General features: G+C 70.8%; 24 protein-coding genes and 2 pseudogenes. 10 read left to right on the top strand and 16 right to left on the bottom strand.

Going from position 1 to position 21764, the window contains the following annotated elements; translation table 11 throughout:
* Window positions 1-6: 6 nt before the first annotated feature.
* A pseudogene (locus tag O7546_RS24455) lies at window positions 7-780 on the bottom strand (EamA family transporter); the annotation flags it as partial.
* A gap of 93 nt (window positions 781-873) precedes the next feature.
* Here O7546_RS24455 and O7546_RS24450 point away from each other — a divergent pair.
* The 5 genes from O7546_RS24450 to O7546_RS24430 all read left to right on the top strand — a co-directional run bounded on the left by O7546_RS24450 (window position 874) and on the right by O7546_RS24430 (window position 4426).
* Window positions 874-1386 carry a MarR family transcriptional regulator gene (locus O7546_RS24450; protein ID WP_194801322.1) on the top strand — a complete coding sequence of 171 codons (513 nt, stop codon included), beginning with the start codon at window positions 874-876 and terminating at the stop codon, window positions 1384-1386.
* 30 nt (window positions 1387-1416) lie between these two features.
* A complete protein-coding gene (locus tag O7546_RS24445) occupies window positions 1417-2160 on the top strand; it encodes a peptidase E (protein ID WP_194801321.1) in 744 nt (247 codons plus the stop codon).
* A gap of 61 nt (window positions 2161-2221) precedes the next feature.
* Window positions 2222-3307: a redox-regulated ATPase YchF gene (ychF, locus tag O7546_RS24440; RefSeq protein WP_194801320.1), complete on the top strand. Its 1086-nt coding sequence runs from the start codon at window positions 2222-2224 to the stop codon at window positions 3305-3307.
* A gap of 65 nt (window positions 3308-3372) precedes the next feature.
* Window positions 3373-3747 (top strand): DUF6193 family natural product biosynthesis protein, encoded by a 375-nt coding sequence (locus tag O7546_RS24435; protein ID WP_269697634.1) that lies wholly within the window; start codon window positions 3373-3375, stop codon window positions 3745-3747.
* Between the two features lie 115 nt (window positions 3748-3862).
* Window positions 3863-4426: a dihydrofolate reductase family protein gene (locus O7546_RS24430; RefSeq protein ID WP_194801318.1), complete on the top strand. Its 564-nt coding sequence runs from the start codon at window positions 3863-3865 to the stop codon at window positions 4424-4426.
* A gap of 72 nt (window positions 4427-4498) precedes the next feature.
* Here O7546_RS24430 and O7546_RS24425 read toward each other — a convergent pair whose 3' ends face one another.
* From O7546_RS24425 to O7546_RS24415, 3 genes are read right to left on the bottom strand one after another with little or no spacing between them, the layout of a single operon-like run.
* Window positions 4499-5194 (bottom strand): ABC transporter permease, encoded by a 696-nt coding sequence (locus tag O7546_RS24425; RefSeq protein ID WP_194801317.1) that lies wholly within the window; start codon window positions 5192-5194, stop codon window positions 4499-4501.
* Window positions 5191-6069: an ABC transporter ATP-binding protein gene (locus O7546_RS24420; protein WP_194801316.1), complete on the bottom strand. Its 879-nt coding sequence runs from the start codon at window positions 6067-6069 to the stop codon at window positions 5191-5193. The genes O7546_RS24425 and O7546_RS24420 overlap by 4 nt, the downstream gene beginning before the upstream one ends.
* The gene (locus O7546_RS24415; protein ID WP_128137275.1) at window positions 6066-6425 is read right to left on the bottom strand and encodes a GntR family transcriptional regulator; all 360 of its coding nucleotides are present in this window, start codon (window positions 6423-6425) and stop codon (window positions 6066-6068) included. Before O7546_RS24415 ends, O7546_RS24420 begins: the two co-directional genes overlap by 4 nt.
* A 166-nt stretch (window positions 6426-6591) precedes the next feature.
* Between O7546_RS24415 and O7546_RS24410 the strand changes: the two genes are divergently transcribed.
* Window positions 6592-6873: a hypothetical protein gene (locus tag O7546_RS24410; RefSeq protein ID WP_194801315.1), complete on the top strand. Its 282-nt coding sequence runs from the start codon at window positions 6592-6594 to the stop codon at window positions 6871-6873.
* Between the two features lie 20 nt (window positions 6874-6893).
* Here the strand turns inward: O7546_RS24410 and O7546_RS24405 are convergent, their stop codons facing one another.
* The 5 genes from O7546_RS24405 to O7546_RS24385 all read right to left on the bottom strand — a co-directional run bounded on the left by O7546_RS24405 (window position 6894) and on the right by O7546_RS24385 (window position 9851).
* Window positions 6894-7385, bottom strand: coding sequence for a GNAT family N-acetyltransferase (locus O7546_RS24405; protein WP_194801314.1), 492 nt, complete (start codon window positions 7383-7385; stop codon window positions 6894-6896).
* A gap of 87 nt (window positions 7386-7472) precedes the next feature.
* A complete protein-coding gene (locus O7546_RS24400; RefSeq protein WP_194801313.1) occupies window positions 7473-8204 on the bottom strand; it encodes a class I SAM-dependent methyltransferase in 732 nt (243 codons plus the stop codon).
* A gap of 207 nt (window positions 8205-8411) precedes the next feature.
* Window positions 8412-9125 carry an ElyC/SanA/YdcF family protein gene (locus O7546_RS24395; protein ID WP_269697632.1) on the bottom strand — a complete coding sequence of 238 codons (714 nt, stop codon included), beginning with the start codon at window positions 9123-9125 and terminating at the stop codon, window positions 8412-8414.
* A 22-nt stretch (window positions 9126-9147) separates the two neighbouring features.
* Window positions 9148-9510 carry a PH domain-containing protein gene (locus O7546_RS24390; RefSeq protein WP_135241958.1) on the bottom strand — a complete coding sequence of 121 codons (363 nt, stop codon included), beginning with the start codon at window positions 9508-9510 and terminating at the stop codon, window positions 9148-9150.
* A 32-nt stretch (window positions 9511-9542) separates the two neighbouring features.
* Window positions 9543-9851, bottom strand: a complete 309-nt coding sequence (locus O7546_RS24385) for a 4a-hydroxytetrahydrobiopterin dehydratase (RefSeq protein WP_194801311.1) — start codon at window positions 9849-9851, stop codon at window positions 9543-9545.
* A gap of 184 nt (window positions 9852-10035) precedes the next feature.
* On the opposite strand from O7546_RS24385, the gene O7546_RS24380 reads away from it, so the two are divergent.
* A complete protein-coding gene (locus tag O7546_RS24380) occupies window positions 10036-10476 on the top strand; it encodes a (deoxy)nucleoside triphosphate pyrophosphohydrolase (RefSeq protein WP_194801310.1) in 441 nt (146 codons plus the stop codon).
* Window positions 10477-10583: 107 nt separating this feature from the next.
* Here the strand turns inward: O7546_RS24380 and O7546_RS24375 are convergent, their stop codons facing one another.
* The 7 genes and pseudogenes from O7546_RS24375 to O7546_RS24345 form a co-directional block, all read right to left on the bottom strand.
* The gene (locus tag O7546_RS24375; RefSeq protein WP_194801309.1) at window positions 10584-11723 is read right to left on the bottom strand and encodes a succinate dehydrogenase/fumarate reductase iron-sulfur subunit; all 1140 of its coding nucleotides are present in this window, start codon (window positions 11721-11723) and stop codon (window positions 10584-10586) included.
* A gap of 3 nt (window positions 11724-11726) precedes the next feature.
* Window positions 11727-13637 carry a fumarate reductase/succinate dehydrogenase flavoprotein subunit gene (locus tag O7546_RS24370; protein WP_194801308.1) on the bottom strand — a complete coding sequence of 637 codons (1911 nt, stop codon included), beginning with the start codon at window positions 13635-13637 and terminating at the stop codon, window positions 11727-11729.
* 10 nt (window positions 13638-13647) lie between these two features.
* On the bottom strand, window positions 13648-14469 hold the full coding sequence (locus tag O7546_RS24365) for a hypothetical protein (protein WP_121685313.1): 822 nt from the start codon (window positions 14467-14469) through the stop codon (window positions 13648-13650).
* A gap of 227 nt (window positions 14470-14696) precedes the next feature.
* Complete coding sequence (locus tag O7546_RS24360; RefSeq protein WP_194801307.1) at window positions 14697-16115, bottom strand: metallopeptidase TldD-related protein; 1419 nt, start codon at window positions 16113-16115, stop codon at window positions 14697-14699.
* Between the two features lie 227 nt (window positions 16116-16342).
* The gene (locus O7546_RS24355) at window positions 16343-17779 is read right to left on the bottom strand and encodes a TldD/PmbA family protein (RefSeq protein ID WP_281600079.1); all 1437 of its coding nucleotides are present in this window, start codon (window positions 17777-17779) and stop codon (window positions 16343-16345) included.
* A gap of 68 nt (window positions 17780-17847) precedes the next feature.
* Window positions 17848-18033, bottom strand: a complete 186-nt coding sequence (locus tag O7546_RS24350; RefSeq protein ID WP_255533249.1) for a Uma2 family endonuclease — start codon at window positions 18031-18033, stop codon at window positions 17848-17850.
* A 76-nt stretch (window positions 18034-18109) separates the two neighbouring features.
* Window positions 18110-18397, bottom strand: a pseudogene (locus tag O7546_RS24345) (Uma2 family endonuclease); the annotation flags it as partial.
* Between the two features lie 240 nt (window positions 18398-18637).
* On the opposite strand from O7546_RS24345, the gene O7546_RS24340 reads away from it, so the two are divergent.
* From O7546_RS24340 to O7546_RS24330, 3 genes are read left to right on the top strand one after another with little or no spacing between them, the layout of a single operon-like run.
* On the top strand, window positions 18638-19741 hold the full coding sequence (locus O7546_RS24340) for an ABC transporter ATP-binding protein (protein ID WP_281600078.1): 1104 nt from the start codon (window positions 18638-18640) through the stop codon (window positions 19739-19741).
* Window positions 19738-20760: a dipeptide ABC transporter ATP-binding protein gene (locus O7546_RS24335; RefSeq protein WP_281600077.1), complete on the top strand. Its 1023-nt coding sequence runs from the start codon at window positions 19738-19740 to the stop codon at window positions 20758-20760. Before O7546_RS24340 ends, O7546_RS24335 begins: the two co-directional genes overlap by 4 nt.
* Complete coding sequence (locus tag O7546_RS24330) at window positions 20757-21764, top strand: ABC transporter permease (RefSeq protein WP_194800442.1); 1008 nt, start codon at window positions 20757-20759, stop codon at window positions 21762-21764. The genes O7546_RS24335 and O7546_RS24330 overlap by 4 nt, the downstream gene beginning before the upstream one ends.

The following is a 21764-nucleotide window of genomic DNA, read 5'->3' as shown; positions in this document are numbered from 1 at the left end:
CGCCTCGCCGAGCACCACCCAGCCGAGCGCCGCGGCGGTGAGCGGGCTCAACGCGCCCAGCACCGACACGCGGGACACCGGCAGTCGCGCCGCGCCCCGGAACCACAGCACGTACGCCAGGGCGGTGCCGGCCAGCCCGAGCCACGCGTACCCGAGAAGGGCCGGCCCGTCGGGCACTGGTGGCGCGCCCTCGACGGCGGCGGCTACCGGCACGATCATCAGGCCACCGGCGGCGAGCTGCCAGCTCGTCGCGGCGAGGACGCCCACGCCGGGCGGCCGGCCCCAGCGGCGGGTGAGCACCAGCCCGGTGGCCATCGCCACTGCACCGGCCAGCCCGGCGGCGACGCCGAGCGGGTCGAGGCCGGCGCCCGGCCGCAGCACCACGAGGGCGACGCCGAGCGGGGCGGCCACGGCGGCGACCAGTGCCGGCCGGGTGGGGCGGTCGCGGAGCAGCGCGACCGTCAGCACCGCCACCAGCAGCGGCTGCGCGGCGCCGAGGACGGCGGCGGTGCCGCCGGGCAGGCGGTACGCGGCGAGGAACAGCAGCGGGAAGAACACCCCGATGTTCAGCGCGCCGAGCACGGCGGCCCGCCCCCACCAGAGGCCGTGTGGTCGCCTGCGGGTCAGGGCGAGCAGCAGCAGGCCGGCCGGCAGGGCGCGGATCGCCCCGGCCCAGAGCGGCCGGTCCGGCGGAAGGAGTTCGGCGGTGACCAGGTACGTGGTGCCCCAGGTGACGGGTGCGGCGGCGGTGAACGCGACGTCGGTCCAGCGGGGGTTCATGTCGGCCTCTTTCTCAGGCGTAAGTATCTTAGTGCTAAGCTAATCAGGCCCGAGTGAAAAGGTGAAGTGGGACGTGCGGCACAATCGGCAGCCGTGACAGGCGACGAGGTGGACGCGATCGTCGAGCAGTGGCGGCGGGAACGCCCCGGCATGCGGCCCGAGCCGATGGCCGTGTTCGGCCGCATCTACCGCCTGGCCCGGCTGGTCGGTGACGGCCAGGAGAAGGTGTACGCGGGCTGGAACATCGGCCGGGGCGAGTTCGACGTGCTCGCCGCGCTGCGGCGCTCCGGTGAGCCGTACACGCTGGCGCCGAAGGCGCTCGCCGCTTCATTGATGCTCACCTCCGGCGGCATGACCGGGCGGCTCGACCGGCTCGAACGGGCCGGCCTGGTACGGCGCTCGCCGGATCCGGCCGACCGGCGGGCGCTGCGGGTGACGCTCACCGACACCGGCCGACGGGTGGTGGAGGAGTCGGCCGAGGCCGGGCTCGCCGTGCAGCGGCGGATTCTCGACGCGCTGCCCCCGGCCGACCAGGACCGGCTGGCCGATCTGCTGCGCGCGTTGCTCGCGGCAGCCGAGACCGGGCCCGCGGATCCGGCACAATGATCAGCACCGCCGCCGCCCGGAAGGACGCCCGTGCCCGCCACCGAACCGACGATCGTCGCCACCAGCATGGGCTTCACCAGCCGTCGCCGTGGCCCCTGGGACGCGCGGCCCAGCTCCCTGTTCGACCTGATGGCCGACCTGGCCGGGGCCGGTGACGCGCCGCGCGTCTGCTATCTCGGCCAGGCCACCGGCGACCAACCGACCGGGTTCACCGTCTTCTACGGGGCCTTCGCCGGCACCCGGTTCCGCACCTCCCACCTGGCGCTCTACCCGATGCCCAACGTCGAGGACATCCGCGCGCACCTGCTCGCGCAGGACATCGTCTGGGTCGGCGGCGGCAGCGTGGCGAACCTCTGCGCGGTCTGGCGGGTGCACGGCCTGCCGGAGATCCTGCACGAGTGCTGGCAGGCCGGAGTGGTGCTCGGCGGGGTGTCCGCCGGCTCGATCTGCTGGCACACCGGCGGCGCCACCGACAGCTACGGCCCGGCGCTGCGGCCGTTCACCGAAGGGCTGGGCTGGCTCCCGTACGGCAACGGCGTGCACTACGACAGCGAGGAGCAGCGCCGCCCGCTGATGCACCGGCTGGTCGCCGACGGCACGCTGCCCGCGAGCCACTGCACCGACGACGGGGTGGGGCTGATCTACCGGGGCACCCGCCTGGCCGAGGCGGTGGCGGACCGGCCCGGCGTGGCCGCGTACGAGCTGGTCCGCGCCGAGGACGGCACCGTCCGGGAGACCCGGATCGAGCCACGCCTGCTGTCCGCCGCGCCGTAGTGACCGGCTTCGCGCACCTGCCTGCCCGGCGGTGTCGGCGAGGCGCGTAAGCTGGTTCGTCGTGAGTCTCACCATCGGCATCGTCGGCCTGCCCAACGTGGGCAAGAGCACCCTGTTCAACGCGCTGACCAAGAACGACGTGCTCGCCGCGAACTACCCGTTCGCCACCATCGAGCCGAACGTCGGCGTGGTCGGGCTGCCCGACGAGCGGCTGACCAAGCTGGCCGAGATCTTCTCCTCGCAGAAGGTGCTGCCGGCGCCGGTCTCGTTCGTCGACATCGCCGGCCTGGTTCGGGGCGCCTCCAAGGGGCAGGGGCGGGGCAACGCGTTCCTCGCCAACATCCGCGACGCCTCGGCGATCTGCCAGGTGGTGCGCGCCTTCTCCGACCCGAACGTGGTGCACGTCGACGGCAAGGTCTCCCCGGCCGACGACATCGAGACGATCAACACCGAGCTGATCCTGGCCGACATCCAGACGCTGGAGAAGGCGCTGCCCCGGCTGGAGAAGGAGGCCAAGCTCCGCAAGGACCGGGCCGCCGCCGTCGAGGCCGCCAAGAAGGCGGTCGAGGTCCTCGACAACGGCGTGACCCTGTACGCGGGCGCCGCCGCCGCGAAGGTCGAGCTGGAGCACCTGCGTGAGCTGCACCTGCTCACCACCAAGCCGTTTCTCTACGTCTTCAACGTCGACGAGGCCGAGCTGGGCAACGAGGAGTTCCTCGACGAGCTGCGCGGCCTGGTCGCGCCCGCCGAGGCGATCTTCATGGATGCCAAGATCGAGTCCGAGCTGGTGGACCTGCCCGAGGACGAGGCCCGCGAACTGCTGGAGTCGATCGGGCAGTCCGAGCCGGGCCTGAACCAGCTCGTCCGGGTGGGCTTCCGGACGCTCGGGCTCCAGACGTACCTGACGGCCGGTCCCAAGGAGGCGCGGGCCTGGACCGTCCCGGTCGGCGCGACCGCGCCGGAGGCCGCCGGGGTGATCCACAGCGACTTCCAGCGCGGCTTCATCAAGGCCGAGGTGGTCTCCTACGACGACCTGGTCGAGGCCGGATCTATGGCGGCGGCGAAGGCCGCCGGCAAGGTCCGGATCGAGGGCAAGGAGTACGTCATGCAGGACGGCGACGTGGTGGAGTTCCGCTTCAACGTCTGATTCTGGACTGAGCGCTGCATCAGCAGAATCATCGAGCAGTTGGCTGCTCGTGCAAGGATGCTCCGATGGAACCGGAGACGTCGGCGGACGACGTTTGGCGCGCGCTCATGGAGGACACGCAGGGCTGGTGGGTGGATGATCCGGTCTTCCGGGCAGCCTATGGGCACCCCACGTTGCGCGCCCTCTTCCCTATGGCAACGCACGGGACGATCAAGTTCTTCAGGACCGCTTGGAGCTGGCCCGATACCCCTGCCCACGATCTGCCCCTCATCGCCTGCGGCGGCCCTCCTTACCAGGTCATTGCCGCCGGTTATGAGCGGATCATCGGCTTGGCCGCAACGGCGGAAGAAGCCGTAGAGCTGGTAGTCGAGAACCTGCCGCCGGCCCCGGTGATTTCCGGCTCGACGTGTGAAATTCCGTCAGGCGGCGACCAGCGCTGACCATCCGCTTCGACGTCTGAATCCTGGTGGGCCGGCGCTCGGCGTGGCCTGACCGATGGTTTCCCGGCGCCGTGCTGGTCTGTACGTCGAGTACCGACCACGGGAGGCTGGCACGATGCGCAAACTGACCTTCGGCATGAACGTGAGCCTGGACGGCTACGTCGCCGCGCCCGGCGACGATCTCAGCTGGGGTGTGCCGAGCGACGAGTGGTTCCAGTGGTGGTCCGACCGGGTGGCGGCGACCGGCACGGCGCTCTACGGGCGGCGACTGTGGGAGGCGATGAGCTCCCACTGGCCGACCGCCGATCAGCAGCCGGACGTCACAGCGGCGCACGCCGAGTTCGCCCGTCGCTGGCGGGACATGCCGAAGGTGGTGTTCTCCTCGACGACCAGGCCGGTCGACTGGAACACCCGCCTGGTCACCGGCGACGCGGTCACCGAGATCAGCCGGCTGAAGGCCGAGGACGGTGGTCCGATGGACATCAGTGGCGCCACCCTCGCCGCGGCGGCCATGCGGGGCGGGCTGATCGACGAGTACGTGCTCGCCACCCACCCGGTCCTGGTGGGTGGCGGTAAGCCGTTCTTCGCCGCCCTGGACAACTGGGTGAACCTGACCCTGGTGGAGACCCGGACGTTCTCCGGTGGCGTGCTCCTGACCAGGTACGAGACCAGGCGCTGAGAGCCCGGAACCCATCGCACGGACGATCGCCGGCCCGCGTCTCGCGGACCGGCGGTCGCCGTCTGCGTACCGTCAGGCGTTCGCCCGGCGGATGGCCGCCATGCCGCCGAGCGCGGCCAAAGCGGCGATCAGGGCGGGCCACCCCACCAGCAGGCTGACCTGGTGCTGGCTGCTCAGCCACTGCCAGATGTCACCGAACCATCCCTGCCAGGTGATCAACGCGACGAGCAGGCCGGTCACCAGGATCAGGGCCGCGCCGGCCCCGAGCAGGCCGTTCATGCCGAACCGGACGTACCAGACGGCGACGAAGACGGCGAGGAAGTTCAGGAACAGGAACGGCACCGCGTAGACGGCGATCTGCAACAGCCCGTTGTCGACGTCGATGTACGGGATCCGGAAGAACCGCAGCTCGATCCCGAAGCCGCCGGTGGCGCCCTCGATCAGGTTGAGCAGGTAGAGCAGGACGCCGTAGGCGACCGCCTGCACCACGTTGACGAGCACCGTGGCGAGGTAGAAGGTGCGCCGGGTGACGCCCATGCCGAGCGCGAACGGGAACACCTGGCTGATCGAGGCGGCGGCGACGATCGAGCAGACGATGTAGAGGCTGGCCAGACCGCCTGTGGTGTTCTTGCCCGGCGCCGCCTCGTCGATCGAGGCGAAGATCAGCAGGTTGACGCCGAGCGAGATGGCCATGATGCCCCACGGCCAGGCCAGCTGGCCGATCCAGGCGATGGTGTGCATCCGGGCGACGTCGAGGATGCGAGTCATCGGGTCTTCGTCCTTTCCGTCGTCAGGCGCACCACTGCCTGCTGGAGCGACACCGGCGCCAGGTCGATGCCGAGCTTCTTGGCGCGCATCCGTTCGGCGTTGTCGAACGACCCGCGCAGCGACGCGCGGACCGCGCCGCCGAGCTGTTCGCGGTGCAGCACCCGGTACGCGGCGGCGAACTCGTCCACCACCGCGGCCGGGCCGGACGCCTCCATCACCTCGCCGCGCAACTCGTCGCTGGGTGCGTCGAGCAGCAGCTTGCCGCGGTCGAGCAGCAGCACGTGCTCGATCAGGTCGGCCACCTCGTCGATGAGGTGGGTGGAGAGCACGACGGTGCGTGGATTCTCGGCGTAGTCGGCGAGCAGCCGGTCGTAGAAGAGCTGCCGGGCGACCGCGTCGAGACCGAGGTACGGCTCGTCGAAGAAGGTCAGCGGCGCGCGTGCGGCCAGGCCGATCGTCACGCCCAGCGCGGACAGCATGCCGCGGGACAGCTTGCGCACGTTGCGCTTGCGCGGCAGGTCGAAGTCGTCCACGAGGGACTGTGCGAAGTCCTCGTCCCAGTTGGGGAACAGCCGCTTGGCCAGGCTCAGGACGTGCCGGACCTGGTAGGCGGCCGGGTAAGTCTGGCTCTCCTTGATGAAGGCCACCTGCGACAGGGCCCGCTCGTTCTCGTACGGGCGCTCGCCGAAGAGCGTGAGGTCGCCGCTGGTGCCGCTGTTCTGGCCGGTGATCAGCTGCATCAGCGTCGTCTTCCCGGCGCCGTTGCGGCCGAGCAGGCCGTAGATCTTGTTTCCGGTCAGCGTGAAGGTGACGTCGTCGAGAGCGGTCACGTCGCCGAACCGCTTCGTGAGGCCGGCTGCCGCCACGACGCTCATCGCTGTTCCTCCCCTGTCTCGATGAGCTTCTTCAGCTCCTCGGTGCCGATGCCCAACTTGCGTGCCTCCTCGATGAGGGGCCGCACGTACTGGTCGGAGAACTCGCGCCGGCGGCGTTCCCGGAGTGTTTCGACGGCCCCCGTTGCCACGAACATTCCGATCCCCCTGCGCTTGTAGAGCAGCCCGTCATCGACCAGGCGGTTGATCCCCTTGGCGGCGGTCGCCGGGTTGATCCGGTGGAACGCCGCCAGCTCGTTCGTCGACGGCACCTGGGTCTCCTCCGCGTACGTCCCGTCGATGATCGAGTTCTCGATCAGCTCCGCGATCTGGACGAAGATCGGCCGGCCGTCATCCATCCCGGTTCTTTGGTTCATTACTCATGTAACTAACCATCGCACCTGGGCGGCAGAACCGTCAAGTCCTCGCTAGGGTTCGCGCCGTGACACTGAGGATCGGGCCCACATCCGCACCGACGGCGCGACGGCGGCCGTCTACTTCGCGAGCTGCTACCACCACGACGGCGTGCACGAGGTCTGGATCGACGCGATCCTGGGCAGCTGGGGCCGCGACGACTTCGACGACCACGTCACGTTCGGCTGCCGGCTCGGGCCGGTGGCCGGCTCGCCGGGGCCGGCCGCGACGCTCGTCAACGGTGGTGAGGTCGCGGATGACAGCCCGGTCTTCGGCCGCAAGCTCAGCCGCGAGGAGGGCCTGACCCATCCCCGGATCGCCGAGTTCTGGCAGATGATCGACCTGGTCCTGGAGCGGGACGCCCTGGTGCGCCGTCACCTGGTCGGCGCCTGACCGACCCGGTGACCAAGGGGTCAGATTCGGGGACTGCGGCGCTCGATCAGGGTCACGTCGCGCCAGGTGCCGTGGTGGCGGCCCACCCGCTCGCGGGTGCCGACGACGCGGAAGCCGCACGCCGCGTGCAGCGCGAGACTCGCGGTGTTCTCCGGGAACACGCCGGACTGGATGGTCCAGATCCCGGCCGCCTCGGTGGAGGCGATCAGCGCCTCCAGCAGGGCCCGGCCGACCCCGCGTCCGCGCCCCCGCGGGTGCACGTAGACGGAGTGCTCGACCACCCCGGCGTAGACGCTGCGCTCGGAGACCGCCGAACAGGCCGCCCAGCCGAGCACGTCGCCGGCCTCGTCGAGCGCCACCCAGCGGTGGCCGGGCATCCGGGTGGCGGTGAACCGCGCCCAGTCCGGCGGCGCGGTCTCGAACGTGGCGTTGCCCTCGTCGATGCCGAGGCGGTAGATCTCCAGCACGGCGTCGGCGTGCGAGTCGTTCATGGCGACGACGGTGACTGTCATCGGTTCCCCCTGTCCGGACCGGCGGTGGTCAGCGTAGTCGCGCGGCCGAAGGGCCGGGACGGGATGCCCGGCCCCTCGGTGTGAGCGCTACCGCCGCCGGTAGACGGAGATGTGCGAGCGGCTGTCCGCGTCGAACGGCGACCGGTCCCAGTCGGCGTACCGCTCGGTGAGCCGCAGCCCGGCCCGCTCCGCCAGTTCGTCGATCTGCTCCGGCCAGGCGTACCGCATGGCGAACGGCTTGAGGTGAACGCCGGCGGCGTCGAACGTGACGGTCTGGCGCACGAACGTCTGCGCCGCCCGGTCGTACCGATGCATGCGGATGGTGGCCGAGTCCTCGGTCACCTCCCGCACCTGGACCTGCTCGTCCCGGTCGAAGTCCGCCGGGTCGGGCACGAAGGTCTCGATGACGAACGCCCCGCCGGGCGCGAGCACCCGGGCGACGTTGCGGAAGCACGCCGCCTGGCGCTCCTCGGAGACCAGGTTGAACAGCGTGTTGAACACCAGGAACACCAGACGGTACGGCCCGGGGACCGGGACGTCCGCCATGTCGCCGACGGTGACGGGCATGTCCGCGCCGCCCGGCTTGGCGCGCAGGTGCGCGACCATCTCCGGGGACGCCTCGACGCCCTCCACGGTCAGGCCGCGCTCGGCCAGCGGCAGGGCCACCCGGCCGGTGCCGATCGCCAGTTCGAGCACCGGGCCGCCCTCGGCCAGCGGGGCGAGGAAGTCGACGGCCGGGGCCGGGTCGGGATTGCCGGGGCCGTCGTAGGTGGCGGCCCAGAGCCGGCCGAACAGGCCGGGATCGTCGAAGACGGACATCACGCGCCCTCCCGCCGGGCGGACGGGACGCGACGCGGCGCGAGGTCAGTGACCTCCGCCGGAATGGGGTACGACAACACGAAGCCTCGTTTCGGATGAGGTGACGACGGGTCGGGTGGGCTTCGCAGCGTGTGGCATGGTGATGCTCCCTCCGGTCGGCTTCGAGAGGCTCAGCAGATCAGCAGCCGAGCCGGCGGGACAACCGGATTACGCCCGCAGCGCGTCGTCCACTCCGGTCTCCCGGCGGCCGAGGTGCACCGGGTCACGCCCGGTGAGCACGTCCAGGGCAGCCTTCACACACGCCCCGTACTCCCGGACGGAGCTGATCCGCCACTGGCCCGCGTACCGGCGGGCGGTGTCGTCGCCGACGCCGACGGTGTCGATGCCGGCGTCCCGGCAGAGCGCCACCGCGCGCGACAGGTGGAACGACTGGGTGACCACAGTGGCCCGCCGCACCCCGAAGACGCGGTGCGCGCGCACACACGAGTCGTACGTGTCGAACCCCGCGTGGTCCAGCACCGTCTTCTCGGCCGGGACGCCCCGGTCGACGAGCCAGCGCCGCATCGCGTCCGGCTCGTCGTAGTCCCAGTTCATGTGGTCACCGGAGAGCAGCAGCACCCGGACCTTGCCGGCGGCGTACAACTGCCGGGCGATCTCCAGCCGCGCGGCCAGGAACGGCGCCGGCGTGCCGTCCGGCTCCACCTTGGTGCCCAGCACGAGCGCCACCGGCGTCTCGGGCGCGTCCGCGGCGTCGAACACGCGGCCCTCGGCGGCGTCGCGGACCCAGACCACGCTGGCGACCGTCGCGGCGCCGAGCAGCATCACGGCGGCGGTGGCGAGCACCAGGAGGCGGCGGAGCAGGCGTACGGCCCGCCGACGGTCGCCCCGCCAGGCCCGCCATCGCGCCGTCAGCCCTCGCATGGCGGCGATTGTGCCAGGCGGGTCAGGAGATGTACTGCAGGATCACGTTGTGCACGTGGTGGCTCTTCTGCGCGCCCCGGAACTCGACCTCGTAGGTGTGGGTGCCGACGTGCACCGCGATGGACCCGGTGGAGAAGAACGAACCACCCCAGGACTTGTTGCTCACCACGCTCACGCTGGTGATCTTCGAGTACGGGATGCTGGTGATCGCGTACCGCTTGCCGACGAAGGAGCGGTCCTGGACGATCACGCGCCGGTCGGTCAGGCCGATGAAGCCGGTGCCGGTGCCGATCGCGTCGTAGACGGCGATGATCTGCTCGCCGGGCAGCAACCCGCTCTGGATCTGCTGGAACTGTTCCTTGCGGTCGTACGTGGGGCCAGACATGCACCCGAGGGTAGGCGGGGCGTGCCAGCGGCTCAGGCTTCGGTGACCGCGCGGACCGCGTCCTCGATGCGTGCGGCCAGCAGCACCTCACCCTCGGTGAGCGGCTCGCCGTCGCCGTGGCCGAGCCGGATCTGGGTACGGTCGGCCCGGCGGCTGATCTCGGGGCGCAACCGCAGCGCGTCGGCCACCACCGCCACCCGCTCGGTGAGCGCGGCGTGCTGGGTGTCGTCGAGGACGATGGTGCGGCGGATCTGTTCGCCCTCGCGCGTCCATCCGGACAGCAGGGCGAGCGCGTCGCTGAGGTAGTCGTGCTTCGCCCGGCCGCTGAACAGCACGCGCATCACCGCACCTCCCAGGCGTCGTTGCCGGCTTGTGGCCAAATCGTCGCCATCCCGTGTCCCAGTCGACGCCCTCTAGTCTCTCGCCACTCAGATGGTGTGTCCACGCCCACACTTCCGTGTTCTGCTGACCTGACGGTCGACGCAGCTACCCAAACCGCCGATTGATCTGGCACGCTGGTGGCCCGTGCGGACCGAACGGGTTAGCGGAAACGGGCAGGCCGACCGGCGGGAGCCGAAGGTGGTCGTCGGGGCGGCGATCATCGAGGGCGGCCGGGTGCTGGCGTGCGAGCGCTCCGCGCCACCCGAGGTGGCGGGGCGATGGGAGTTCCCGGGCGGAAAGGTCGAGCCCGGTGAGGCCGAGACCGACGCGCTGGCCCGGGAGTGTGCCGAGGAGCTCGGCGTGCGGGTGGCGGTCGGCGCGCGTGTCGGCCGGGACGTACGGATGGCGCACGGCCGGTCCGTGCTGCGCGTCTACGCCGCCCGCCTGCTGCACGGCGACGAGCCCAAGGCGCTGGAGCACGCCGAGCTGCGCTGGCTGTCCGCCGCCGAACTGGACAGCGTCGACTGGCTGCCGGCCGACGTGCCGATCGTGGCCGCGCTGCGCCCGCTGCTCGACGCCCCCTGAACGATCGCGGCACGGGCCGGGCCGTCCGGTGAACCGGACAGCCGGGCAGAAACGGGACGAGGGCCCGCGGCGTGTGCCGCTGGCCCCCGTCGTCGTCGCGCTGCTGTTCAGTGCTTCGGCTCGTCCTGCTGCGGGTGAGCGAAGTTGAGGTGCTCGGGCGGCAGCGGGAACGTCACGTCGTCGCCGAACGGCGACGGCGCGGCGGCCTTGTTGAACGTCAGCTCGGTCAGTGGCAGCCGACCGTTGGCGTCCACCGCCGGGGCGGTCGGGTGCGGCACCTCGCGGTGCCAGTTGACGCCCTGCTGCGCCTGACGCTCGGCGGCACTGTCGTGCGAGCCGCCCGCGTGCGAGTGCACCCCGCCGGCGTGCGAACCGCTGCCGTGCGCGTGCGCCCCGCCGTGCGCCCCTCCGGACGTGACGGCACCGCTGGAATGCCCGCTGGTCGCGCTGGTCTGAGGCACCTGACCCCTCCGGAAGATCTTGTTACCGAGCCACACAAGGGGATCGTACCTGCGGTCGACGACCCGTTCCTTCATGGGGATGATCCCGTTGTCGGTGATCTTGATGTGCTCGGGGCAGACCTCGGTGCAGCACTTGGTGATGTTGCAGAATCCGAGTCCCATGTCCGACTGCGCGTACTCCCGGCGGTCGGTACGCGCGTCGAGCGGGTGCATGTCCAGCTCGGCCGCCCGGATGAAGAACCGGGGACCGGAGAACGCCGGCTTGTTCTCCTCGTGGTCACGGATCACGTGGCAGACGTTCTGGCACAGGAAGCACTCGATGCACTTGCGGAACTCCTGCGAGCGCTCGACGTCGACCTGCTGCATCCGGTAGTCGCCGGGCGCCACGTCGGCCGGCGGCGCGAACGCCGGGGTCTCCCGGGCCTTCTCGTAGTTGAACGAGACGTCGGTGACCAGGTCCCGGATCACCGGGAAGGTGCGCAGCGGGGTGACGGTGACGGTCTCGGACTCCTCGAACGTCGACATCCGGGTCATGCAGCCCAGCCGCGGCTTGCCGTTGATCTCCATCGAGCAGGAGCCGCACTTGCCGGCCTTGCAGTTCCACCGGCACGCCAGGTCGGGGGCCTCGGTGGCCTGGAGCCGGTGGATCACGTCGAGGACCACCTCGCCCTCGTTCACCTCGACCGTGTAGTCCTTCAGGTCGCCGCCGGTCTCGTCGCCCCGCCAGATGCGGAACTGGCGTTTCGCGCCCGGCTTGCCGGTCGCCTGCTGCGGATCGGTTCCCATTCCTCAGCGCTCCTGTTCGGTGAGGGCGTCGAACTCGGCGAGTTCCTCGTCGGTCAGGTACTTGGCCAGCTCGGCCCGGTCGAACAGTCCGATCAGCTCCGGCCGCATCTTCGGCAGCGGCTTCTCGGTGAGCCGGACCGCGTCCCCGTCCAGTGAGCAGACCAGGTTGACCCGGCGCCACTTCGGGTCCATCGCCGGGTAGTCCTCCCGGGTGTGCCCGCCGCGTGACTCCTGCCGCTCCAGCGCCGCCATCGCGGTGCACTCCGAGACCACGAGCATGTTGCGCAGGTCCAGCGCCAGGTGCCAGCCCGGGTTGTAGCGCCGACCGCCGGCCGCGCTGACCTTCGCCACCCGCTCCCGCAGCTCGGCCAGCCGCCGCATGGCGTCGGCGAGCTCGCTCTCCCGGCGGATGATGCCGACCAGGTCACCCATCACCGCCTGCAGGTCCTGCTGGAGCTGGTAGGGGCTCTCGCCGGTGTCCCGCTGCAGGGGCGCCAGCGCCGTCTCCACGGCGGCCTCGACCGCCGCCACCGACACCGCCGGGCGGGTGGCGAGCTGATCGGTGTACGTGGCCGCGTGCCCGCCCGCGCGCTTGCCGAAGACCAGCAGGTCGGACAGGGAGTTGCCGCCGAGCCGGTTGGAGCCGTGCATGCCGCCGGACACCTCGCCGGCGGCGTAGAGCCCGCGCACGGTGCCGTACGCCGCGCCGGAGTCCGGGTCCACCTCGACGCCGCCCATCACGTAGTGACAGGTCGGGCCGACCTCCATCGGCTCCTTGGTGATGTCGACGTCGGCCAGTTCCTTGAACTGGTGGTACATCGACGGGAGGCGGCGGCGGATCTCCTCGGCCGACTTACGGGAGGCGATGTCCAGGTAGACGCCACCGGCCGGCGTACCCCGGCCCTCCTTGACCTCGCTGTTGATCGCGCGGGCGACCTCGTCGCGGGGCAGCAGCTCCGGCGGACGCCTGTTGTTGTCCGGGTCGGTGTACCAGCGGTCCGCCTCCTCCTCGGTCTCCGCGTACTGCTTGCGGAACACGTCGGGGACGTAGTCGAACATGAACCGCTTGCCCTCGGAGTTCTTCAGCACGCCGCCGTCGCCGCGGACCGACTCGGTGACCAGGATGCCCTTCACCGAGGGCGGCCAGACCATGCCGGTCGGGTGGAACTGGAGGAACTCCATGTTGATCAGGGTGGCCCCGGCGCGCAGCGCCAGCGCGTGGCCGTCGCCGGTGTACTCCCACGAGTTCGAGGTGACCTTGTAGGACCGTCCGACGCCGCCGGTCGCGAGCACCACCGCGGGCGCCTCGAACAGGACGAACTCGCCGGACTCGCGGTAGTAGCCGAACGCGCCGGCGATCCGGTCGCCGTCGAGCAGCAGCTCGGTGATCGTGGTCTCGGAGAAGACCCGGATCCGCGCGTCGTAGCTGCCGAACTCCTGCTTGTCCTCCTGCTGGAGCGAGACGATCTTCTGCTGGAGGGTACGGATCAGCTCCAGGCCGGTCCGGTCGCCGACGTGCGCCAGGCGCGGGTACTCGTGGCCGCCGAAGTTGCGCTGCGAGATCTTCCCGTCCTTGGTGCGGTCGAACAGCGCGCCGTACGTCTCCAGCTCCCAGATCCGCTGCGGCGCCTCCTTGGCGTGCAGCTCGGCCATCCGGAAGTTGTTGAGGAACTTGCCGCCGCGCATGGTGTCCCGGAAGTGCACCTGCCAGTTGTCGCGCGAGTTCACGTTGCCCATCGCGGCGGCGGCGCCGCCCTCGGCCATCACCGTGTGCGCCTTGCCGAACAGCGACTTCGAGATGATCGCGGTCTTCTTGCCGGCCAGCCGGGCCTCGATCGCCGCGCGCAGGCCGGCGCCACCGGCCCCGATCACGACGACGTCGTAGTGGTGTCGTTCGATTCGCGTCTCAGTCATGTCCAGGCTCTCAGTTGATGAACCGCAGGTCGTTGATCCAGCCGGCGGCGACCGCCATCACGTAGAAGTCGGTGAGTGCCAGGGTGCCGAGGGTGATCCAGGCGAGCTGCATGTGCCGGACGTTCAACCAGGACACCCCGGTCCACGCCTTGTAGCGCATCGGGTGCTTGGAGAAGTGCTTGAGCCGCCCGCCGATGATGTGCCGGCAGGAGTGGCAGGAGATCGTGTACGCCCACAGCATCACCACGTTGCCGATCAGGATGATGTTGCCCAGGCCGAAGCCGAAGCCCTCGGGGGAGTGGAAGGCCAGGACCGCGTCCCAGGTGTTGATCAGCGAGATGATCGCGGCGGCGTAGAAGAAGTAGCGGTGCAGGTTCTGGCCGAGCAGCGGGAACCGCGTCTCGCCGCTGTACGACTGGTGCCCGTCCGGCACCGCGCAGGCCGGCGGCGACAGCCAGAACGACCGGTAGTACGCCTTGCGGTAGTAGTAGCAGGTCAGCCGGAACAGCAGCAGGAACGGCAGGGTGAGCGCCGCATCCGGGATGATCCACCAGCCGGGCAGGAACTGGCCGAAGTGCGAGGAGCCCTCGACGCAGCGGTCGGTGACGCAGGGGGAGTAGAACGGCGTCAGGTAGTGGTACTGCTCCACCCAGTACCACTTGTGCATGAAGACCCGGACCGTCGCGTAGATGACCCACGCGCTGAGCCCCACCACTGTGATCAGCGGGGCGATCCACCATCTGTCGGTCCGCAACGTCTTCGCCGCGATGGCGGCGCGTGCCCGCCCTCCCCGCGGCTGCGGTCTCGGCGTCCTGGCCGACGTAGTTGTCATTCGAGTCATCTCCCTGACGTCACTGTCACGTCCTGCGCACGCGCGAGGCCACACCGGCGAACCGGTGCGGCTAAGTGACACACGTTACGCCGATCTTCACGGCCCGGCCGCGCAACGCAGTGTCCCGTGTGTCCCGCAGCTTGGAAAGAGTCAGTTCATGATCAATGTGGCGGGTCGGCCGAACGGTGCGCCGACCGGTGCCGTGACGCGCCCGGCGGCGCGCCGGGTCACCCGGACGCGCCGCCGGTGAAGTGCCACGAGGCCAGCCGCAGCGCCGGGGTCTCGTACCAGGAGCCGTCGACGCGAGCGGGCTGGCGGACCGCCGTCCGGCCCAGGCCGAGCACCCGGCCCGGCCCCATCGCCAGGGGGTACGACTCGGTGAACCGGAAGTCGCGCACCGCCCGGGTCGGCACGCCGTCCTCGACCAGCCACACCCCGTTGCGGGTCAGCCCGGTGACCACCAACTGCTTCGGGTCCAGCACGCGGGTGTACCAGAAGTCGCTCACCAGCAGCCCGCGCCGCATCCCGGACACCAGCGCGGCGGTGTCCGGGTCGCCCACCGCCCCGGTCACGCCCGCGCTCACCGCCGCGGCGGCCGACCCCGCGCCCGCGTCAGCGCCGGCCGTCAGCAGGCGGATGTTGTGCGGGATCGGCCCGAACGTCGCGCTCCCCGGCATACCGTGGCCGGTGGACCCGGTGCCCGCCTCGGCGCCGCCGCGCCTGTCGTACGCCACCGCCCCTGTGGTGCCGCTCTGCACCAGCGGCAGCGCCCGCCGGGGCGTGCCCTCCAGGTCGAACGGCAGCGCGCTCGCGTGCAGCGGGTCGTCCACCAGCGTCACCGCCGGGTCGAACTGGGCGGTGCCCGGTTCGGCGAAGGACTGCCGTTCGGCGTACCGCTTGCCGTTGAAGCCGTACCAGGCCAGGTTCTGCAGCAGGTCGGCCACGGCCGCCGGTTCGAGCACCACCTCGTAGTGCCCGGGCGGCAGCTCGACCGGGTCGGCCGCGGCGCGCGCCTTCGCCGCAGCACGGGCGCCGAGGGCCGCGCCGTCGAGATCGGCCAGCCGGTCGCCGCAGAGCCGGGCCACCCCGTCGGCGCCGCCGGCGCGGGCGATGCCGTCCATCGCCGCCTCGCCCGCCCGGCCCACAGCCGTGTGCCCGGCCGAGTTGGCGAACGCCCCCGACCGGTACGCGGTGCGGCAGTAGCCGGCCGCCTCCAGCCCGTCGACCGCGTCCACGAACGCGCGTACCCGCTCGGCCCGCTCGTCGGGCGAGGCGAACGCCGTCGCCTCGTCGACGGCCGGGCCCGACGGCACCGAGGTCGGTGCGGTGAGCCCCGGCCAGGCCGGGTCGGGCGGCGCGAGCCGGGCCGCCGCGCGGGTCCGCTCGACCAGGGCGGCCAGGCCGTCGGCGTCGACCCGGCTGCCGCTGCCGGTCGCGGTCCGCCCGTCCACGTGCAACCGCAGGTGTACGGCGACACCGGTCTCGGACACGTTCTGGTGGATGAACGAGTTGGCGAACCGGGTCAGCGCCAGGTCGGTGCGGGTCACCAGCACCTCGGCCTCGGCGGCCGGCCCCGCCGTGTGCCGGACCAGGTCCACCACCCCGGCGGCGATCTCCAACTCGGCGCTCACGCTGCGCTCGCTCATGCCGGCACTCCGCTTCGCTCCGTGCCGTCATGAGGCACCGTCGCCCTGAGCCTGTTGATTCGCTCGCTGCGCTCGCTCATGCCGGCACTCCGCTTCGCTCCGTGCCGTCATGAGGCACCGTCGCCCTGAGCCTGTTGATTCGCTCGCTGCGCTCGCTCATGCCGGCACTCCGCTTCGCTCCGTGCCGTCATGAGGCACCGTCGCCCTGAGCCTGCTGACTCGCTCGCTCATGCCCGCACCCCCACCCGGACGCCGCGGAACCGGGCCGGCGCGGCCGGGTGACCGGTGTGCCCGACCTGACCGGGCTGCCCCTTCCCGCAGTTGGGTGTGCCCCAGGCGACAGTCTCCGAGGAGAGCATGTCCATCGAGCGCCAGAAGACCGGACCGATGCCGGTATAGGTCGGGTTGCGCAGCATCCGCCCCCGGCGGCCCTTCTTCACCTCCCAGCCGACCTCGCAGCCGAACTGGAAGTTGAGCCGCTTGTCGTCGATCGACCAGGACCGGTTGATGTCCATCAGCACCCCGTCGTCGGTGGCCGCGATGATCTCGTCCAGCGTGTGCGGGCCGGGTTCCAGGCCCACGTTCGTCATCCGCACCATCGGCAGTCGGGCCCAGCCGTCGGCCCGTACGCTGCCGCCGTAGTCGAGGCCCGCGACGGCGGCCGAGTCACGGCCGGCGAGCACCCCGACCCACCGCCCCTCGCGGACCGCGTCCCGGGCGACCGCCGGGGAGCCCTCGTCGTCGAAGCCGAAGCTGCCGAGCGCGCCGGGGATGGTCGGATCGATGGTCACGTTCATCAGCTCGGAGCCGTACCGCAGCGAGCCGAGGCGGGCCAGGTCGAGCCAGGACGTGCCGGCGAACGCCGCCTCCCAGCCGAGGATGCGGTCCAGCTCGATGGCGTGCCCGACGGACTCGTGGATCTGCAACGCGAGCTGCTCGCCGCCGAGGATCAGATCGGTCTCGCCGGACGGGCAGAGCGGCGCGGTGAGCAGCTCGCGGGACTCCTCCGCGATCCGGGCGGCGTGCGCGGCCAGGTCGAGCGAGGTGACCAGCTCCCAACCGGTGGTGCCGTACTGCCCGCGGTAGCTCGGGTAGGACCGCCGCTGCGTCTCGCCGGCACCGATCGAGGTGGCCGAGATGCCGCCGCCGCACTCCCGGATGCGCTGGTCGATCCGGTGGCCCTCGCTGGAGACGAACCACTTCGAGGTGTCCCAGATCTGGTAGAGCCCCTCGGCCAGGTCGGCGCCGTGCTCGCGCATCGTCGCCGTGGCGCGGACCAGCAGGTCGCCCTTGTCCGACAGCGGCACCCCGAGCGGGTCGACGGCGCAGTCCGAGGCCCAGCTCGCCACCGTCGCCTCGACCGGCACCAGGTCGATCGGCGGGCCGGGCACCCGCGCGCTCGCGGTGGCGATCGCCGCGGCGCGCCGGCCGGCGTCGCGGGCCGCGGCGTCGGACAGATCGGGTACGGCGTGGAAGCCCCACCCCGATCCGACGAGTGCGCGTACACCAAGCCCGATGCTCTCGTCCTGGCTCAGCTCCTCGATGTCGCCGTTGCGGGCCGACATCGACTCGTAGCGGCGGTGCATGACCCGGGCGTCGGCGTACCGGGCACCCGCGTCGAGAGCGGCCTGGACGGCGGCGGTCGCCGCGTCGAACTCGCTCATCCCGGCACTCCGTTGCCCTGCTGACGCTCGCTCATGCGCCCGACCCTAGGCGAGCGCACCGACATCCGTCAGGGGACGAGATCCTCCGGCCGGATCGTGGCCTGGACGGGCTCGGTCAGCTCCAGCACGGAACCGGGCTTGGTCACCGACACTTCGCGGTAGTGCCGACCCTGCCGCCGGTGCAGGTGCAGCGTGCCTGTCTCCTGCTCCACCAACAGGTACCACTCGATCCCCGCGGCGGCGTAGTAGTGCATCTTGAGCACCTTTTTCGGTTGCCGCGTTACCAGGTGAGAGGACCTCGCACACGAGCCGCACGTCCCGCGCCTCGATCATCGGCTGGTCGAAGTCGATCGGCTCGGTGACGACCAGGTCGGGAATCGGTATGCGGCCTGGCTGGAGCCGGACGTTCACCGTCTCCAGCAGTTCCAGGCCGACGTGCCGGGCCGCGGCCTCCAGCAGGTTGCCGAGGTTCCGCTGGACTCGCTGGTGCCGCGGAATCGCCGCCGGCGTCACGTGCAGGCTGCCGTCGAATAATTCGAGATGGCCGTGCGTCTCGCCGAGGGCGAGGTACTCCTCTTCGGTCCACGGGCCGTCGTGGCCGAACACCGCCGCGGTCATGGTCACCTCCACCTCGTGCCGGCCGGAATGGTCCCGTCGTCGCGGGGACCTCGGTCGCACGCCGGGTGCGACGACGAGGCCGAGATGCCCAATCGCGGCTGTGGATGTCCCAGGTGAGGGGCGTGCGGACGGGAGACCGAGTCGTTACGCTCTGACCGCTGACAGACCGCTCGATGTAGCTTATTTTCGCCTCTGGGGATTTCCTGTAGGTTCTCTTCATCACCGAAGGGGAGGCGGTCAATGGGCAGGTCGGAGGCGGTGCCGTCCGGGGAGCCGGACCGCCCGGAGGTGCCGGAGCAGCGCTCCGGCGACGGGCCCTATCTCCAGGTCAGGGACCTGCGGGTGCGGTTCGACACCGAGGACGGCGTGGTCCGGGCGGTGGACGGGGTGTCGTTCGCTGTGGAGCGGGGTCGCACGCTGGGGATCGTGGGTGAGTCCGGTTCCGGTAAGAGCGTCACCTCCCTCGCGATCCTCGGTTTGCACAACGCGAAGCGCACGACCATCTCGGGGGAGATCTCGGTGGGTGGGCGGCAGCTGGTGGGGTTGGGTGAGGAGGAGGTGCGGCGGCTGCGGGGCCGGGACATGGCGATGATCTTTCAGGATCCGTTGTCGGCGTTGCATCCGTACTACTCGGTGGGTAGGCAGATCGCGGAGGCGTACCGGGTGCATCATCCGAAGGCCGGCCGACGCGAGGCCCGCAGCCGGGCGGTGGACATGCTGGGGCGGGTCGGTATCCCGCAGCCCGCGAAGCGGTTCGAGCAGTATCCGCATGAGTTCTCGGGTGGGATGCGGCAGCGGGCGATGATCGCGATGGCGCTGGTGAACGATCCGGATCTGTTGATCGCGGATGAGCCGACGACGGCGCTTGATGTGACGGTGCAGGCGCAGATCCTGGATCTGTTGGCGGATTTGCAGGAGGAGTTCCGGTCGGCGATCGTGTTGATCACTCACGATCTGGGTGTGGTCAGTCAGGTGGCTGATGACGTGTTGGTGATGTATGCGGGTCGGGCGGTGGAGCACGGGAGTGTGGAGCGGGTGTTGCGGGCGCCGCAGCATCCGTACACGTGGGGGTTGTTGTCGAGTGTGCCGTCGTTGCACGGTGACGCGGATGCGGACCTGGTGCCGATTCCGGGTAACCCGCCGTCGCTGATCAATCTGCCGCCGGGGTGTGCGTTTCATCCGCGGTGCCGGTGGGCCGACGTCAACGGCGACCGGTCCCGCACGGAGGTGCCCGAGCTGGGCCCGGCGGGCACGGCCGGGCATCTGGTGGCCTGCCATCTGTCGGCGGGGGACCGGGAGCGGATCTACCGCGACGAGGTAGCCCAGGTGGGGGTGGCCCGATGAGCACCGAGACCGAGCCGCTGCTGTCGGTGCGCGGCCTGACCAAGCACTTCCCCGTCCGGCAGGGCCTGCGCAGCACGGGTGCGGTGCGGGCGGTCGACGGGCTGGACTTCGACGTGCGGCCGGGCGAGACGCTCGGGCTGGTGGGGGAGTCGGGGTGTGGGAAGACCACGACCGGGCGGATGCTGGTCCGCCTGTTGGAGCCCACGGCCGGGTCGATCGCGTTCGCGGGGCGGGACATCACGCATGCGAAACGTGGTGAGTTGCGCGGGCTGCGGCAGGACCTGCAGATCATCTTCCAGGACCCGTACGCGTCGCTGAACCCCCGCCACACGGTCGGGCGGATCGTGGCGATGCCGTTGCAGGTCAACCGGATCACCCCACCCGGCGGCGTCAAACACCGCGTCCAGGAACTCCTCGAACTCGTCGGCCTGAACCCGGAGCACTACAACAGGTATCCGCACGAGTTCTCCGGCGGGCAACGCCAGCGCATCGGCATCGCCCGCGCTCTGGCGTTGAAGCCGAAACTGATCGTGGCCGACGAACCCGTCTCGGCGCTGGACGTGTCCATCCAGGCGCAGGTCATCAACCTGCTGCGCAGCCTGCAACGCGACCTGGACCTGGCGTTCGTGTTCATCGCCCACGACCTCGCCGTGGTCCGGCACTTCTGCCACCGCGTCGCCGTCATGTACCTCGGCAAGATCGTCGAGATCGGCGACCGCGACACCATCTACACCCACCCACAACACCCCTACACCCGGGCACTGCTGTCCGCCATCCCCGACGTCACCACCCTCGGACCCGCCGGCCGCATCCGCCTCACCGGCGACGTGCCCACCCCACTCAACCCACCATCGGGCTGCCGCTTCCGGACCCGCTGCTGGAAAGCCACCGACCACTGCGCCACCGAAGAACCCGCACTGACCACCCGCGACGACGGCGGGCAGCTCACCGCCTGCCACTACCCGGAGAGCGGACCGGTCGGCGTGCCGACCGGCGAACCCGTGGAGGTGTCCCAATGAGCCTGTCGCCGGTCGAGGGCGTCGCGCTCGCCGAGATCGAGTCGCCCGGCGAGGGTGACGAGGACGGTAAGAAGGAGTTCGTCGGCCGGTCACCCGGCCAGCTCGCCCTCGCGCGGCTCAAGCGGGACCGCACCGCGCTGATCAGCGGCGGTCTGCTGGTGTTCTTCGTCCTCGTCGCGCTCGCGGTGCCGCTCATCGAGGCGCTGTACGGGGTGGGACCGAAGGAGCAGTTCCAGAACCGCCTCGACGGCTACGGCATGCCGCTGGGCTACGCCGGTGGGGTGACCGGGGAGCACTGGTTCGGGCTGGAGCCCGGCCTCGGCCGGGACATCTTCATCCGGATGGTGCACGGGCTGCGGACATCGCTGTTCATCGCCTTCGCCGCCGCCGTGCTGACCGCGGTGATCGGCGTGACGCTCGGAACGCTCGCCGGCTACCTGGGCGGCTGGCTGGACACCGTGATCAACTGGATCACCGACCTGACCCTGGCCATGCCGTTCCTGATCATCGCGCTGGCCCTGATGCCGACCGTCGCGCTGCGCTTCTACGGGCAGCGCGAGGCCGTGCCGGCGTACTTCCAGATCGGTGTGCTCATCGCGATCTTCGCCCTGTTCGGCTGGACCGGTACTGCCCGGCTGGTCCGGGGTCAGATCATCGCGCTACGGGAGCGCGAGTTCGTGGAGGCGGCGCGGGCCAGCGGCGCCGGTCTCGGGCACATGCTGTTCCGCCAGCTGCTGCCGAACGCCTGGGCACCGATCCTGGTCGCCTTCTCGCTGGCGGTACCGCAGTACATCACCAGCGAGGCCGCGTTGTCGTTCATCGGCGTCGGCCTCACCGACGAGACGCCGAGCTTCGGCCGCATGATCTACCGCAGCCTCGACTACCTGCAGACCGACCCGGCGTACGTCTTCTTCCCGGGCATCACCATCTTCGCGCTCGTGTTCGCCTTCAACCTCTTCGGTGACGCGCTGCGCGACGCGCTCGACCCGAAGTCGTCCCGGTAG

This window comes from Micromonospora sp. WMMA1976 (assembly GCF_027497335.1).
Lineage (GTDB): Bacteria > Actinomycetota > Actinomycetes > Mycobacteriales > Micromonosporaceae > Micromonospora > Micromonospora aurantiaca.
Note: the sequence above shows the minus strand (reverse complement) of the source record. Positions and strands in the feature narration are given on the sequence as shown.

Coding starts and splice junctions, on each gene's coding strand:
- O7546_RS24360 (WP_194801307.1), bottom strand. CDS start 16,115: ATGAGCGAGCGCAGCGTGAGCGCCGAGTTGGAGATCGCCGCCGGGGTG.
- O7546_RS24395 (WP_269697632.1), bottom strand. CDS start 9,125: ATGCGAGGGCTGACGGCGCGATGGCGGGCCTGGCGGGGCGACCGTCGG.
- O7546_RS24335 (WP_281600077.1), top strand. CDS start 19,738: ATGAGCACCGAGACCGAGCCGCTGCTGTCGGTGCGCGGCCTGACCAAG.
- O7546_RS24390 (WP_135241958.1), bottom strand. CDS start 9,510: ATGTCTGGCCCCACGTACGACCGCAAGGAACAGTTCCAGCAGATCCAG.
- O7546_RS24355 (WP_281600079.1), bottom strand. CDS start 17,779: ATGAGCGAGTTCGACGCGGCGACCGCCGCCGTCCAGGCCGCTCTCGAC.
- O7546_RS24430 (WP_194801318.1), top strand. CDS start 3,863: ATGCGCAAACTGACCTTCGGCATGAACGTGAGCCTGGACGGCTACGTC.
- O7546_RS24435 (WP_269697634.1), top strand. CDS start 3,373: ATGGAACCGGAGACGTCGGCGGACGACGTTTGGCGCGCGCTCATGGAG.
- O7546_RS24350 (WP_255533249.1), bottom strand. CDS start 18,033: ATGCACTACTACGCCGCCGCGGGGATCGAGTGGTACCTGTTGGTGGAG.
- O7546_RS24375 (WP_194801309.1), bottom strand. CDS start 11,723: ATGGGAACCGATCCGCAGCAGGCGACCGGCAAGCCGGGCGCGAAACGC.
- O7546_RS24405 (WP_194801314.1), bottom strand. CDS start 7,385: ATGACAGTCACCGTCGTCGCCATGAACGACTCGCACGCCGACGCCGTG.
- O7546_RS24425 (WP_194801317.1), bottom strand. CDS start 5,194: ATGACTCGCATCCTCGACGTCGCCCGGATGCACACCATCGCCTGGATC.
- O7546_RS24400 (WP_194801313.1), bottom strand. CDS start 8,204: ATGTCCGTCTTCGACGATCCCGGCCTGTTCGGCCGGCTCTGGGCCGCC.
- O7546_RS24330 (WP_194800442.1), top strand. CDS start 20,757: ATGAGCCTGTCGCCGGTCGAGGGCGTCGCGCTCGCCGAGATCGAGTCG.
- O7546_RS24340 (WP_281600078.1), top strand. CDS start 18,638: ATGGGCAGGTCGGAGGCGGTGCCGTCCGGGGAGCCGGACCGCCCGGAG.
- O7546_RS24415 (WP_128137275.1), bottom strand. CDS start 6,425: ATGGATGACGGCCGGCCGATCTTCGTCCAGATCGCGGAGCTGATCGAG.
- O7546_RS24370 (WP_194801308.1), bottom strand. CDS start 13,637: ATGACTGAGACGCGAATCGAACGACACCACTACGACGTCGTCGTGATC.
- O7546_RS24420 (WP_194801316.1), bottom strand. CDS start 6,069: ATGAGCGTCGTGGCGGCAGCCGGCCTCACGAAGCGGTTCGGCGACGTG.
- O7546_RS24385 (WP_194801311.1), bottom strand. CDS start 9,851: ATGCGCGTGCTGTTCAGCGGCCGGGCGAAGCACGACTACCTCAGCGAC.
- O7546_RS24365 (WP_121685313.1), bottom strand. CDS start 14,469: ATGACAACTACGTCGGCCAGGACGCCGAGACCGCAGCCGCGGGGAGGG.